We start from the raw sequence: 14,427 nt of genomic DNA, 5'->3' as shown, positions 1-14,427 counted from the left end.
AACAACAGAAATGGTTTATTTCCAGATATATTGGTGTGGTGATTTCTATTTAAGATTTAACAATTTTTTCATACGATTATAATGAAGTCTTCAAAATCGATTGGTATAAAATTTTCATTTACTTTCCCAACACACTAACTCTCAAAATATTATGAAAAAATTACTTTTTTGCATCAGTATTTTTTCTTCCTTAATTGTTAATTCTCAAAGCATTAATTTGGAAGAATTTGCCACAGGACTGACGAGTCCTGTAGAGATTACGAATGCCAATGACAGCCGTCTTTTTGTGGTTCAACAGAACGGTATCATTAAAATTATTCAACCCAATGGGACAATTAACGCTACCAATTTCCTCAATATCGGAACAAAGATTATTTTTGGCGGCGAAAGAGGCCTTCTTGGTCTTGCATTTCATCCTCAATACTCTGCTAACGGGTATTTTTTTGTGTACTACAACAATCCTTCTGGGAATATTATTGTTGCAAGATACAGTGTAAGTTCAACAAATCCGGATGTAGCGGATCCCGCTTCTGAAAAAATTCTGCTGAACATTCCCAAGCCATTCGACAATCACAATGGAGGAAGTATCCATTTTGCCCCTGACGGAAAACTCTGGATTATCACCGGAGACGGAGGAAGCGGTGGTGACCCGAATAACAATGCTCAAAACAAAAATTCACTGCTGGGGAAAATGCTTAGAATAGATGTAGATGCTACAGGCCCCTATAACATTCCCCCTGACAATCCTTTTGCAGGAGCCGGAGTGGATGGTGCAGACGAGATCTGGGCTTACGGACTGAGAAATGCCTGGAAGTTTTCGTTTGATCTTACAACGGGGAACGCCATGATTGCTGATGTTGGGCAGGGAGCCATAGAAGAAATCAACAAAATGCCCATTACTACAGCCGGATTAAATTATGGCTGGCGATGTTATGAAGGGAATAATGCGTACAATACTGCAGGATGTGCCGCACAGTCCACCATGACCTTCCCGGTTGCCGTATACGACCATTCCGGTGGCAAATGTTCCATCACGGGTGGTTATGTCTACAGAGGAACGCAGTACCCGTCACTTCAGGGAAAATATTTTTTTGCCGATTACTGCTCTACCCAGATCGGAATTCTGGATAGCAATAATGCCATCACATGGACAACTCCTTATTCCGGAAATAACTTTTCCACTTTCGGAGAAGATTACCAAAAAGGATTGTACGTAGCTGCCGTAAACAGTGGAAAGATTTTTAAAATAACCACAGGTACTTTGGGAACCCAGGAAAGTAGTCCGGGAACCATAAAAGTTTATCCAAATCCGGCTTCCAAAGAAATTTTCATTGATGGGGTGAAAGATAAAAAAGCAACCCTGGAAATCATCAGTGCAGAGGGAAGAAAAGTGATGGAAACGGATAAAGTCTCTAATGGTAAAGACATCAATATTTCAGGGATTCCTGCCGGAGTGTATTATATTAATCTGAAATCCGGGGAACTGAAATCATATAGTCAGAAATTGATTATCAAATAGTAATAGCAGGTTTTAAGCGCAGACGAAACGCTAAGGCTTTTAAATTCTATAAAAAAGGGTGGCAAAGGCGTTTCACTAAGCAAAAACATTGAATATTTTTTAAACCATTAAGAAGGATTTAAGGAGTAAAGCATCGTTAAGTTAAGATAAATCATTCTGATTTTTAAGCTTAAAGCGAAGCTCATCTTAATACTCTAAACACCTTACGACAATCTTAATGTTTCAAAAAAATTTAAACAAGTTCAAAATAAGCCCACGGGTCAATAAAAAAGCGGTTCAGAACTGAACCGCTTTTGCTTATATTGTCATGGAGAAAATCCTTGTTTCAGGTTTATTTCTCATCATTCTCAGGTCAAAAACCATGGCTACATTCCTTGTGAATGCTCTTCCGGCTTCTGTGATTTTAACTTCAGTTCCATTGATTTCAACCAAACCGTCATTTTCCATCTCTTTCAGCATTTCCAGTGCATTTTCAAGCTCAGGGAAAGAGTTGTTGATATCAAAAGTGGTTTCAAGCTGGCACATCAGATTCAGAATATGTCTTCTTACCGTAAGATCCTCATCGCTCAGAACATGTCCTTTTACTACAGGAATTTCACCTTCTTCAACCATTTTCTGGTATTCTTCCACTGTTTTTACATTCTGGGCAAAAGCATACCATGAATCTGAAATAGCAGACATTCCAAGTCCTACCATCAGCTGGGTTTTGCTTGATGTATATCCCATGAAATTTCTGTGAAGTTTTTTATGAATCAGAGACTGATACAGATCATCATGCTCAAGAGAGAAGTGATCCATCCCAACCTCAATATATCCTAAATCCTGAAGAAGCTTTTTCCCATCTTCATACAAACGGCGTTTTTCTTCACCGCTTGGAAGATCATTTTCATCAAATCCTCTTTGTCCGACACCTTTCACCCATGGAACGTGGGCGTAAGAATAGAATGCTAACCTGTCCGGCTTCAGTTCCATTGTTTTTCTGATGGTATGTTCCATTGCTTCCCAATTCTGGTGTGGCAATCCGAAAACCAGATCATGACTGATTCCTCTGTACCCTATTTCCTTTGCCCATTCCGTAACGTTTTTCACATTTTCAAAAGGCTGGATTCTGTTGATGGCTTTCTGAACTTTAGGATCATAATCCTGAACTCCAAAGCTCACTCTTCTGAAACCAAGGTCGTATAAAGTCTGAAGATGTTCTTTCGTTGTATTGTTTGGATGTCCCTCAAAAGAAAATTCAGGATGCTCTGCAATATCCACTGATGAAAAGATACCTTCCAGCAATGTCCTTAAATTTTCAGGAGAGAAGAACGTAGGGGTTCCTCCTCCAAGGTGTAGTTCTTTCAGTTTAGGTCTTTCACTGAAAAGATCAAGATATAATTTCCATTCTTTTAAAACACTTTCAAGATAAGGAACTTCAACACTGTGCTGTTTGGTGATACGCTTATGGCATGCACAAAATGTACACAATGCCTCACAGAATGGCAAATGGATATAAATAGAAATTCCCTCCTCTGCATTGCTTTCATGAAAAGACCTGATTACGGTTTCCTTCCATTTTTCCGGTGAAAATGTTGATTCATCCCAATACGGAACGGTAGGATAAGAAGTGTAACGCGGTCCGGGAATATTATACTTATCTATTAAAGAATTCATTGTGAAAATTAAATTTTATAAGGGTATGAAATTTAACATAATTAAAATTCATCTTACAAAATTAACCATTAGTTATGAATTTTAACCTATGAATTATATTAGGTTCTATTTTATAATGAGTCTAAATACGTATGATCAGGCTTTTGGCCAATAGTGATAAATTCTATTCCTGATATTTAAAATTTTAATTTCATCACCGCAATTTTGCTATTTCCTGCAAGAACCACTTTATTAGCATCAATCCACTGGCAGACAAAGAATCCTTTTTCATCAGAAATTGTAGTCCATGTTTTTCCAAAATCTGAAGAATAGCTGATATGCTTATCTCCTACGGCAATGATTTCTTTTCCTTTTGATCCCGGTTTAATTTTCACACAGGTTGTATATCCTGCGTTCTGCCCTGAAGCCTGAATCTGCCAGGTCTGGCCGGCATCAATTGTGGTTGCGATATTATTGATATTAGCATCCTGTTTGGTATAATCTCCTCCTGCTGCTATTCCGAAACGGTCTTCATAAAAATCTATGGAATACATTCCCTGAGAAGATTCTCCTTGTATGATTGGGGTATTGAACACTTCTATTTTATCATCTTTCAGATTCATTCTTAAAATTCTTGAAGCTTTTCCTCCAGTCGCAATCCATAAGTATTTTTTAGAGGATGAAATATTGGTATTGCTGGCGGCAAAAGCAGCTTCGCCATCATTTAACGTTACATTATTTTTAAACATGTTCCATTTCCCATCCTTATACACTGCCAGTTTAAGCAGGTGATCTTTATCTGCGTCACTGAAGGTATAGGCAAGTTTATCATTCACGAAATGCAAAGCATCATAAAACGCTGTTTTTGCAGTATCTTTAAAAATCACCTCTGATTTCAGATCTTTTTTATCAATTTTGAAAAAACGTGCCGGACTTTCAATATTGATTGCATAAAAAGACGTTTTGTCCTGGGCTAATGTTCTGAACTGAAGTTTTTCCTCAGACAGCCTGATCTGTTTCTGTTTTTTATAGTCTTTAAGATCTACAAACCCGAATTTGGAATCCGTACCGCTGTACCAGACCTTGTTATCATATAATTCCAGCGCTCTGATACTGATTTTATCATTAAGAATGGTTTCAAGGCTTTCTACCTGCTGGGAAAACGCGGCAAGACCTACGGATAGGAATAAAATGGAAAAAAGTTTTTTCATATACTGATATTGGGACAAAAAAAACCGCCGAAGCGGTTTATAATATTATTAATCCTGATTCTGATATTTTTCAGGGTTGTTAAGCTTACTGTTTGATTTTCCGTAAAGGAAGTATACCAAACCTCCTAAGAATAACCATACTGCAGAAAGTTCCAATGCATGAGCACTTAGGTTAAAGATCAAATATAGGTTGATAATTACCCCTAATGCCACCACGATTTTATAAGCAGGAACTTTGAAAGGTCTGATCAGATTAGGTTCTTTCTTTCTCATTACCCAAACTGCGATACAAACCAGTGTAAATGCAAACAGGGTTCCGAAACTTGTCATATCTGCCAATGTAGAAATTGGTGTAAATGCAGCGATTAAAGCCACCACAATTCCCAACAGGATAATTCCTTTGTAAGGTGTTTTTGTTTTTGGGTGAAGCTGTCCGAAGAATTTAGGAATCAAGCCGTCTTTTGCCATACCGATGAAGATTCTGGACTGCCCCATCATCATTACCATTACAACAGAAATCAACCCTACAGTAGCAGCAATCGTTACGATATTACTCGCCCAGTGCTTTCCTGCAATTTCAAAAGCATATGCTACAGGCGCTTTGATGGCATCCGGATATCTTCCTTCAGGATTAAAATCTGTATAATGCATCATCCCTGTCAATACAAGGGATACACAGATATATAAAGCTGTACAGATCAATAGTGAAGCGATGATGGCGAAAGGTACATCTTTTTTAGGATTAATAGCTTCTCCTGCCTGAGTAGAGACAGCATCAAAACCGATATAGGCAAAGAAAATAGCTGCTGCTCCGGAAATGATCCCTTTAATACCATATGCGGAGACCATATCGCCCTCGGAATTCTTGATCTTTATCGGATCCGGAATAAAAGGTTTCCAGTTTTTAACCCCATCTACAGCATTATAAAGATCTGTATTAGAGAAAATGATATATACTCCGGCGATAATTACAAAGATAACCGCTGAAGTTTTCATTAAAACGATCAGGTTATTTGCTCCTGCAGCTTCTTTAGTTCCTTTTACCAATAATGCAGTAATCAAAAGAACAAGAATAAATGCAGGCAGGTTCATTGAAAATCCGTCTCCGGTATAACTTGCAGGATCTGAAGTAAGATAAGCAGGGAGATGAATATTAAATATTTTCAAAAATTTATTAAAATATCCGGACCAGCTCACGGAAACGGCCATACTTGCCATGGCATACTCGAGGATGAGACACCATCCCATGGCCCACGCAAAAATTTCTCCTACAGTTCCGTATGCATAAGCATATGCTGAACCCTCTACAGGAATAATGGATGCAAACTCTGCATAGCATAATGCAGCAAAAACGCAGGCGATCCCTGCGATAATAAAGGAAATTGCAAGTGCTGGCCCTGCATGATAATAGGCTCCTGTTCCGGTCAGAACAAAGATTCCACCACCGATGATAGCACCTACTCCAATTGCTGTTAAACTCCATTTTCCAAGGACTTTTTTCAGCTCACTTTTCTTCATATCTGCCTCATAGGCACTTAGTGGCTTTTTAACCCAAATTTTCGACATGTTTTTTTATTTATTAAGGATTTACGAAAATATAAAAAATTTAGAAACTCTCACGTTAATCGTTAAAATTTCATCATTTATTTTACATTAAAGACTTTAAAAACCTGACCAGCACCTTATTCATAGTATTCTACAGACATGAAGTTTTCCCGTTCTGATTTTGATCCACAAAATCAGGAAGTCAGTAATAATACAAATATGCCGTAATCCGTAGTTTTATAAAAAAAATATTTGTAGGGATAAATAATGACGCTTATAGTTAAAAAACTACATCGTTCTGATGATGATTTGACAATAGCCTTAGAATCAGGAACAAGCAGATTATTTGATCAGACAGCGCTTCCCTTTGGATCTTCAAAAACCGGGAAACTTTACAGGAACATTGCTATTTTTTGATAAACTGTAACGAAGTTCTTTAAAAAAAGTAAGATTTCTCTATTTTTGATGGTATGAATTTATATGATCTTTTCATAAAGCCCTATGAAGGCTATGATACTTTACAGATTATGCTGGAAACTTCGGGTGCCGTCTTAGGAACTCTGAGTGTTTATTTTTCGATTAAAAAAAATATCTGGGTATATCCTACCGGCATTGTTTCTACGCTGATCTATGTTTATATTCTTTTCAACTTCGGGTTACTCGGGGACTGCCTGATCAACGTTTATTATACTGTAATGAGTATCTACGGATGGATTTTATGGGCCAGAAACTCTGAAGATCATATTCATGTAGATGTTACCTGGGCCTTCAAAAAAGAGTGGATTTACGCCAGCCTGCTTTTTATACTGAGTCTGGCTCTTGTTACCCTTATCTATTATTATAAACCTTATATTGATAATCAGTTTTCGATGGAAGGAACCAGTTTTGGATTGTATCATCTGGATTGGGCCAACTGGATGGATGTTTTCACAACTTCAATATTTTTAGTGGGCATGTGGTTGATGGCTAAACAGCGCATTGAGAGCTGGATTTTCTGGATTATCGGAGATTTGATTTGCATCCCAATGATGATTTTTAAGGGACTTGGAATCACTTCGGTTCAATATTTGGTATTTACTATAATGGCGATCTTAGGATATGTCAATTGGAAAAAAAGTTTTAAAGAAAAAAAAGTACAATAAAGTCATGAAAAATTTATTTAAAATAGCATTCAGTATTTTTGCTATTACCAGTTTAACCTCTTGTTTAGCATATACCGACGGATACGGAAGCAACGGAAGCTATGGGTATGGAGATCCGTATTATAACAACGGATATTACTATGCTCCGTCAGGATATTACGGAAGTGGTGGATATTGGGGTAATGACGGCTACTATTATAGAAACAATATTAATTATTACTATGATAATGGTATTCCTTATTACTATGATAGCTATAATAACTCCAGAAGAAAAGTATACGTAGAAAGAAGATCTTCTTCATCGTCGAGACCTGAAAACGGATTCCAGAATACGCGTACAACGAACAGTAACGGTTCATACAACAATAACGGAGGATTTAATAACAACAGAAACTCCAACAGCAACAGTGGATTCAGAAACCAGAATAATGGTAATCAAAACAATCAGGGTAACCAAAATAACAGCGGGTTCAGAAATTCCAATGGTAACAGCGGATTCAGAAACCAGAACAATGGTAATCAGAACAGCCAGAGAAACCAGAATAACAGCGGGTTCAGAAACTCCAATGGTAACAGCGGCAGATCAGAATCTTCCGGCGGTGGATTCAGGAATAGTTCAGGCAGCCAAAGCAGCAGTTCAAGCAGACAGCAGAGCAGCGGAGGCGGCTTTAGATAAAACGATTATAAATAAGAAAACGAACAGCTAACACTGTTCGTTTTTTATTTTAAATATAGTAATTTTGCTTCTTCATTTAACAAAAAAATATGGAATTTTATAAATATCAGGGAACAGGGAATGATTTTGTAATGGTAGATAACCGGGATCTGCAGTTTACCAAAGATAAAGACAGTATTGAAAAATTATGCGACAGACGTTTCGGAATAGGTGCTGACGGTCTTATTCTATTGGAAAACGATCCTCATTATGACTTCAAAATGGTGTACTACAATTCTGATGGCGGAGAAAGTACGATGTGTGGAAACGGAGGAAGATGCCTTGTCGCTTTTGCTTTTTTCCTTGACATCTTTGAAGACAAATGCAAATTCATTGCGACAGATGGTGAACATGAAGCTGAAATCCATAACGGAATCATTAAATTAAAAATGATTAATGTAAACACCGTTTCACAGGACGGAAATGACTTTGTGCTGAATACCGGATCTCCACACTACGTAAAATATGTAGACAATCTGAAAGATTATGATGTTTATGACGAAGGATATGGCATCAGAAATTCTGAAAAATATAAAGAAAAAGGAATCAATGTGAATTTTGTAGAAAAAATTTCAGATAATGAAATTTTTGTAAGAACCTATGAACGAGGCGTTGAGGACGAAACTTACAGTTGTGGAACAGGAGTTACAGCTTCCGCTTTAACTTTTCTGCAAAAACATAATCTAACCTCTGTAAAAGTTAAAACTTTAGGCGGTAACCTTAAGGTATATGCTGAAAAAAGCGGTGATGCATTCCAGAATATTTGGCTGGAAGGTCCTGCAAAGCAAGTTTTTAGAGGTAAAACAGATCTTCTTTAAAACAAAAAACTTTTAATCAACATTTAAGAATGAAAAAAGCTATTCTCATTATCATTCTGCTGGTTTTTGTAGTGGCAGGATTTTTTGGTTTGAGATTTTATAATAAATATTTAGGAAACAACGTAGAAAAAGATGGTTATGTTCTGATTCCTCATAGAGCAGGTTTTAAACAGATCCTGGATTCTATTGCTCCTTATATTAAAGACAGGGAATCTTTTGAAGCTGTGGCTAAAGAAAAAGGTCTTGATACCAATTTCAAAGCAGGACGTTATCACATCCAGAGCGGAACAGGCAATAAAAACCTTGTCAATATGATCAAAGCAGGTAACCAGACAGCCAACTCTTACAGAATCGGGGATTTTGGAGATATGTATCAGATGATTGGTAAGGTGACCAAAAAAACGGAAATTGATTCATTACATTTTGTGAATGATCTGGATGCCGTGGCACAGGAGAAAGGCTATAAAAATGTTGAAGATTTAAAAAAATATTTTTTCATCGACACGTATAATTTTTTCTGGACAGTAAGTCCGAGAGAATTTTTTGCGAAGTTCGAAAATCAGTATAATGATTTCTGGACGAGTGAAAGAAAGAACAAGGAGCAGCAGTCCGGGCTTACAAGAGATCAGATCTATGCTTTAGCTTCCATTGTTTATAAAGAATCAGGAGGGAAAAAGGATGAAATGAAAACCATTGCAGGATTATATTTAAACCGTTACAGAAAAGGAATGAAGCTTCAGTCCGATCCTACGGTGATCTATGCGATTAATAAACAGACGAATTTTAAAGAACCTATAAAAAGAGTATTATATAAGCATTTATCGACACCTTCACCTTATAACACTTATGCCAATGCAGGTATTCCTCCGGGGCCCATCTGTGTAGTGGATAAAAACTCGATAGATGCTGTTTTAAATGCTGAAAACAACAATTATATATTTATGTGTGCTGATCCGGCAAGATTTGGATACCACAAGTTTACGGCAAGTGCAGAAGAACACGCTGTAAATGCGAAGGCTTATCAGGATTGGCTTAACTCGAAAAATATAAAATAAGCTTAGAAAGCACCAGGAAACTTATACAGTTAGAAAACAATAAACAACCATAATGTTTTGGCTATCAAATTGATATGGATATTCAAAATATTAAGGGTTATTCTCTCACGATCTTATACAAAAAAATAACCTATGAAGAATAAGACAGAAATTGTCACTATTTTCACCAGAAAAACTTTAGGACTTACATTAGTACTTTCAGCGGCAGCAATGGCTTTTGCACAGGAGAAGGCTGGAGTTTCGGGAATCATTGTCAACAAAAAAAATCAACCCGTTCCTTACGCTTCTGTAACTTTCAGCAATAAGACCAACAAAACTTTAAGTGATGCGGTGCTGACTGATGAAAAAGGACAGTATCAGCTGCAACTTATGCCCGGCGATTACGAAATTACAGTGGAAGCTATTGATTACAAAAAAAGTGTAGTCAGCAAAAATATTGCAACAGCAGGTAACATCGGTGCATTATCTATTGAAGCAGAGCCCTCTTCTACGGTTGATGGCAAAACAAAAGAAATTCAGGGTGTTGTTATTACTGCTTCAGCAGCAAAACCTTATAAAGTAGAGCTTGACAAGAAAACATATGATCCTTCGCAGGACATTGTGAGCAAAGGAGGAAATCTTCAGGATGTTTTAACCAATGTTCCTTCAGTGTCTGTGGATACGGACGGAACAGTTTCGATGAGAGGAAATTCAAATGTAAAATTTCTTATCAACGGAAAGCCATCTTCTCTTCTTGGAATAGATGATGGCGCCAATGCTTTACAAAGTATTCCCGCTGATCAAATTGAAAGAATCGAAGTAATTACCAATCCTTCTTCTAAATTTGAGGCAAGTGGAACTGCCGGTATTCTGAATATCATTCTTAAAAAGGATAAAAAAATGGGATTCAATGGTAGCGTAACCGGAACTATAGGTTATCTTCCAAGAACCAACCTTAACGCTAACTTAAACTGGAGAAAAGGTAACTGGACCTGGTTTTTAAATGGCGGAGGTGGTTATCAGAAGAATGAAAGTACTATGAAGAATACAACCACCAGAAAGGATGATATTAGCAGCCTGGCCTCAACCGCATTCCCTTTTACTCAGTATTCGCAACAAAATGGTAAAACAACCAGAGAAAGTGATACTTATAATGTGACTGCTGGTTTTACTCATGACTTCAACGATAAAACTTCCATTAATTTCTCGGGAATGATCAGAAGTTTTGATACGGATCAAACCGGAATCAACGCTTACAATGAAAGGGTTTATAAAGATGCCTCTACTGTAAATGATGTTGTAAGAGAAAGAAACAGCTACGGAAATAACAAAAACCTGGCCACTCAGTTTGATCTTGGGCTTGATCAGAAAATTGGAGATAATGGACAGTTATTATCCGCATCTGCAAGTTATCAGACGAATAAGACAGACGGAACCAATCAGATTATACAGAGAACTTTTATCAATAATCTTTTACAGCCTAATGGTAATGTTATTAATAATGTAAGTACAGATTCTAAAACGGATACCTTCATTGGAAAAATTGATTACGAACTTCCTATAGGTGAAAAGTCAAAATTAGAAGCCGGAGCACGTTATGATTATAACAGAAACACATACGATTATTTTGTAGACCAAAGTAATAACGGACAGCCTTACTTTACAAGATTTGATTTTACAAGTAACACGGTATATTCTGAAAATATTCTTGGAGTGTACGCACAGTTTAAAAGTAAGATTGGAGAAAAATTTGCTTATCAGTTAGGATTAAGAAGTGAGACTTCAAAAATTGACGTTAACTTTCAGAATTTTGATGTTAACGGAAATCCGGCCAATACTCCGGAAGTTAATAAAAACTATACAAAGTTCTTCCCATCTGTATTTTTAAGCTATGACCTTGCCAAGAACAATCAGATCTTGTTAAACTATTCAAGAAGAATTAACCGTCCGAGAGCTTTCTCACTGATACCTTTTATGTCTTTTGATGATGACAGAAACTACTTCAGAGGAAACCCAGATCTTAATCCGACGTATGAAAACTCTTTCGAAATTGGATACAATCTTTCAAACAAAAAGATCACGTTTAATCCAACTTTGTATTATAAAAAGTCTGAAGACGAACAAAACAGATATCAATACATCGATGAGACCGGAGCTGTCAACACAATTCCTTTCAACGTAGGAACAGAGACCAACTATGGTTTGGATCTGAACGGAACTTATGATCCTTACAGCTGGTGGAAAATAATGCTTTCTGCTGACCTTTACGGATATAAAAATACAGGAAGCTTTAACCTATTCCCTGACAATCCGCGAACTGTAAATGATTTCTCGGGTTCCGGCTTCTCATACAGAATTCGTTTTAACAATACATTTAAACCGACAAAAAACTTAAGTCTTCAAGTCCAAAGTTTCTACAGAGCTGCTGAGAAAACGGCTATGAATAACAGAAAGGCAATGTATGGTATAGATTTAGGTGTAAGCCAGACCATCTGGAAAGGTAATGGAATTATAGGATTCAATATCAGAGATATCTTTAATACCAGAAAAATGAAAAACTTCTCCGATAATGCTCAGTTTACCCGAGAAATGGAAATGCAATGGCAGCCAAGACAATTTGCTTTATCCTTCACTTATAAATTCAAGCAAGGTGAAAAAATTGATGCCAAACCTAAAATTAAAAAAGATATTAATTCCAATACAAAAGGCGACGAAGAACAAGGCGGCCCAATGTAATACAACAAAAATCCCGAAAGTTACTTTCGGGATTTTTTATTTCTGTTATTTTACAGGTTCTGCTTTCGAATATTTTTCTTTTTCAGCTTCATAGATCCTTCTTCTCAGATCACTGGTGGAAAACCTATGGTCTCTCTTGTTGAAAAAAATTTCAATTCCTTTTTCTTCACAGTATTTTTTACCTGTAAAGTCTTTGTCCATATAATCATCTCCTATGATTCTTACATCAATTACAAATGATTTAAGAATATCCAAAAGGTCTTCTTCCGTGTAATAAGGAATGATCTCATCCACAGCATTCACAGCTTTCAGTTGAATATATCTTTCAACAATAGTCTGGCTTGGCTTATTTTTAGTAGGACGGTCGTGGGACGGATCAATTTGAAGTCCGACGATTAAATAGTCACATACCGTTTTAGCTTCTTCAAGCATTTTGATGTGACCCGCATGTAATAAGTCAAATGACGAAAATGTAATACCTATTCTCTGTGTCTTCATACTAATTTAAAATTAAAGCTTCACTGAATTCAATGTTTTAGGATAACACTTACTCTTCAGGAAAATGTTTTGTAATTTGTTTTATGATCGTTTAAATTGTTGTTTTGATGCAATTATTTCTCAATGCTAATTTACGAATTTCTGGTATTCAGATATTTCTGCCATTCCCAAACTGTTCTCAAAGCCTCTTCCAGAGACGTTTCAGACTTCCAGTTGAGTTCTTTCTCTGCTTTTCCGGGGTTGGCGTATGCTATAGTAATATCCCCCTCTCTTCTCGCACAGATCTGATAGGGCACTTCTACATTATTGGCTTTTTCAAATGCTTTTACCACCTCCAGTACGGATGAACCTTTTCCTGTTCCCAGGTTGTAGGTATCAATCACCGCATCAGATGAAGAATCTTCTATCAGTTTCTTTAATGCTGCAACGTGCGCTTTTGCCAGGTCAACAACATAGATATAATCTCGAACAGCAGTTCCATCCTCTGTAGGGTAATCATCGCCCCAGATATTCAGTTTCTCACGCACTCCTGAAGCCGTCTGCATTACATAAGGCACTAAATTATTAGGAATCCCGATTGGCAATTCCCCCAGCTTTCCGGAAGGATGTGCTCCGATTGGATTAAAATACCTTAACAGTGATATTTTACTTTGATAGGCTTTGGCAAAATCAATAAGGATCTGTTCGCCCATTTGTTTTGTTTTCCCATAGACACTTTCAGGGGTTTTCAACGGGGTATCTTCATCGATCGGCATTACATCTGCCTGTCCGTATACCGTACATGATGAGCTGAAAATAAAGTTGGAGATCTTTCTTGTTTTAAATTCCTGAAGAATATTAATCAAGGAAAACAGATTATTCTCATAATAATCTACAGGTATTATCTGACTCTCTCCTACTGCTTTAGAGGCAGCAAAATTGATACAACCATCAATCTGGTGAGCATCAAAAACCTGAGTAAGAAGCTCTTTTCTTCTCAGATCAAAAGGATAAAAAACAGGTTTCTTACCCGTAATTTCCTCAATATTATTTAAAATAAACCTTTCTGTATTGGATAAATCATCAACAATAACCACTTCAAAGCCGTTATTAATAAGTTCTACCACTGTGTGAGAACCAATATATCCAAGTCCGCCGGTAACAAGTATTGCCATTTTTATTTTTTAATCTTCGTGTTTTCCTATGTGTTCTATTTCCTTTACTCCGTCATTTTTTTTCACCTTAAATACATTTACAATTAATAAACACAATATAAATATGATTAACAATCTAAAAGTAAAATGTTTTAAAACAGAATATCCGTTTAAAAATCCAAACAATAAAGGATAACCTAAAACAATTATGGATAATAATAAACTGAGATTCAGAAACAAAATTGCTTTATCATATTTTTCAATCAGATTAACAAATGCAAATGCATTAATAACTAACGAAATAACAATAAATAATATTTTAAATAGGCTAAAGTCATTAAATATATCAAGAATCCAAAATGCAGATATTATAAAAAGTAGTAAGCTGGTTATTACCGCTATATAGTATACCAGCTTATATTTAAATATCTTTCTTTTCAT

Annotated in this window: 12 protein-coding genes; 6 read left to right on the top strand and 6 right to left on the bottom strand. The window is 36.5% G+C overall.

Annotated features, from left to right (window positions below):
• The first annotated feature begins 151 nt into the window (after positions 1 to 151).
• Positions 152 to 1,519, top strand: a complete 1,368-nt coding sequence (locus tag V0410_RS00300; RefSeq protein ID WP_330745824.1) for a PQQ-dependent sugar dehydrogenase — start codon at positions 152 to 154, stop codon at positions 1,517 to 1,519.
• Between the two features lie 297 nt (positions 1,520 to 1,816).
• Here the strand turns inward: V0410_RS00300 and hemN are convergent, their stop codons facing one another.
• The 3 genes from hemN to V0410_RS00285 form a co-directional block, all read right to left on the bottom strand.
• Positions 1,817 to 3,175, bottom strand: a complete 1,359-nt coding sequence (gene hemN, locus V0410_RS00295; RefSeq protein WP_330745823.1) for an oxygen-independent coproporphyrinogen III oxidase — start codon at positions 3,173 to 3,175, stop codon at positions 1,817 to 1,819.
• 176 nt (positions 3,176 to 3,351) lie between these two features.
• Positions 3,352 to 4,365 carry a WD40/YVTN/BNR-like repeat-containing protein gene (locus V0410_RS00290; RefSeq protein WP_330745822.1) on the bottom strand — a complete coding sequence of 338 codons (1,014 nt, stop codon included), beginning with the start codon at positions 4,363 to 4,365 and terminating at the stop codon, positions 3,352 to 3,354.
• Between the two features lie 48 nt (positions 4,366 to 4,413).
• Entirely contained in the window at positions 4,414 to 5,931 is a 1,518-nt protein-coding gene (locus V0410_RS00285; RefSeq protein ID WP_110011136.1) for an amino acid permease, read from the bottom strand.
• A gap of 449 nt (positions 5,932 to 6,380) precedes the next feature.
• On the opposite strand from V0410_RS00285, the gene pnuC reads away from it, so the two are divergent.
• The 5 genes from pnuC to V0410_RS00260 all read left to right on the top strand — a co-directional run bounded on the left by pnuC (position 6,381) and on the right by V0410_RS00260 (position 12,355).
• A complete protein-coding gene (pnuC, locus tag V0410_RS00280) occupies positions 6,381 to 7,052 on the top strand; it encodes a nicotinamide riboside transporter PnuC (protein ID WP_330745821.1) in 672 nt (223 codons plus the stop codon).
• A 4-nt stretch (positions 7,053 to 7,056) separates the two neighbouring features.
• On the top strand, positions 7,057 to 7,728 hold the full coding sequence (locus V0410_RS00275) for a hypothetical protein (protein WP_330745820.1): 672 nt from the start codon (positions 7,057 to 7,059) through the stop codon (positions 7,726 to 7,728).
• A gap of 89 nt (positions 7,729 to 7,817) precedes the next feature.
• Entirely contained in the window at positions 7,818 to 8,585 is a 768-nt protein-coding gene (dapF, locus tag V0410_RS00270; RefSeq protein ID WP_330745819.1) for a diaminopimelate epimerase, read from the top strand.
• 29 nt (positions 8,586 to 8,614) lie between these two features.
• Positions 8,615 to 9,640, top strand: coding sequence for an endolytic transglycosylase MltG (gene mltG, locus V0410_RS00265; protein ID WP_110011140.1), 1,026 nt, complete (start codon positions 8,615 to 8,617; stop codon positions 9,638 to 9,640).
• Between the two features lie 132 nt (positions 9,641 to 9,772).
• Positions 9,773 to 12,355 carry a TonB-dependent receptor domain-containing protein gene (locus V0410_RS00260; RefSeq protein WP_330745818.1) on the top strand — a complete coding sequence of 861 codons (2,583 nt, stop codon included), beginning with the start codon at positions 9,773 to 9,775 and terminating at the stop codon, positions 12,353 to 12,355.
• Positions 12,356 to 12,400: 45 nt separating this feature from the next.
• Here V0410_RS00260 and V0410_RS00255 read toward each other — a convergent pair whose 3' ends face one another.
• The 3 genes from V0410_RS00255 to V0410_RS00245 form a co-directional block, all read right to left on the bottom strand.
• Entirely contained in the window at positions 12,401 to 12,853 is a 453-nt protein-coding gene (locus V0410_RS00255) for an adenylyltransferase/cytidyltransferase family protein (RefSeq protein ID WP_110009329.1), read from the bottom strand.
• Between the two features lie 131 nt (positions 12,854 to 12,984).
• On the bottom strand, positions 12,985 to 14,007 hold the full coding sequence (gene galE, locus V0410_RS00250) for a UDP-glucose 4-epimerase GalE (RefSeq protein WP_330745817.1): 1,023 nt from the start codon (positions 14,005 to 14,007) through the stop codon (positions 12,985 to 12,987).
• Positions 14,008 to 14,016: 9 nt separating this feature from the next.
• Positions 14,017 to 14,427: a hypothetical protein gene (locus V0410_RS00245; protein ID WP_330745816.1), complete on the bottom strand. Its 411-nt coding sequence runs from the start codon at positions 14,425 to 14,427 to the stop codon at positions 14,017 to 14,019.

It is taken from the genome of Chryseobacterium sp. CP-77 (assembly GCF_036362765.1).
Lineage (GTDB): Bacteria > Bacteroidota > Bacteroidia > Flavobacteriales > Weeksellaceae > Chryseobacterium > Chryseobacterium cupriresistens.
Note: the sequence above shows the minus strand (reverse complement) of the source record. Positions and strands in the feature narration are given on the sequence as shown.

Coding starts and splice junctions, on each gene's coding strand:
- V0410_RS00300 (WP_330745824.1), top strand. CDS start 152: ATGAAAAAATTACTTTTTTGCATCAGTATTTTTTCTTCCTTAATTGTT.
- hemN (WP_330745823.1), bottom strand. CDS start 3,175: ATGAATTCTTTAATAGATAAGTATAATATTCCCGGACCGCGTTACACT.
- V0410_RS00290 (WP_330745822.1), bottom strand. CDS start 4,365: ATGAAAAAACTTTTTTCCATTTTATTCCTATCCGTAGGTCTTGCCGCG.
- V0410_RS00285 (WP_110011136.1), bottom strand. CDS start 5,931: ATGTCGAAAATTTGGGTTAAAAAGCCACTAAGTGCCTATGAGGCAGAT.
- pnuC (WP_330745821.1), top strand. CDS start 6,381: ATGAATTTATATGATCTTTTCATAAAGCCCTATGAAGGCTATGATACT.
- V0410_RS00275 (WP_330745820.1), top strand. CDS start 7,057: ATGAAAAATTTATTTAAAATAGCATTCAGTATTTTTGCTATTACCAGT.
- dapF (WP_330745819.1), top strand. CDS start 7,818: ATGGAATTTTATAAATATCAGGGAACAGGGAATGATTTTGTAATGGTA.
- mltG (WP_110011140.1), top strand. CDS start 8,615: ATGAAAAAAGCTATTCTCATTATCATTCTGCTGGTTTTTGTAGTGGCA.
- V0410_RS00260 (WP_330745818.1), top strand. CDS start 9,773: ATGAAGAATAAGACAGAAATTGTCACTATTTTCACCAGAAAAACTTTA.
- V0410_RS00255 (WP_110009329.1), bottom strand. CDS start 12,853: ATGAAGACACAGAGAATAGGTATTACATTTTCGTCATTTGACTTATTA.
- galE (WP_330745817.1), bottom strand. CDS start 14,007: ATGGCAATACTTGTTACCGGCGGACTTGGATATATTGGTTCTCACACA.
- V0410_RS00245 (WP_330745816.1), bottom strand. CDS start 14,427: ATGAAAAGAAAGATATTTAAATATAAGCTGGTATACTATATAGCGGTA.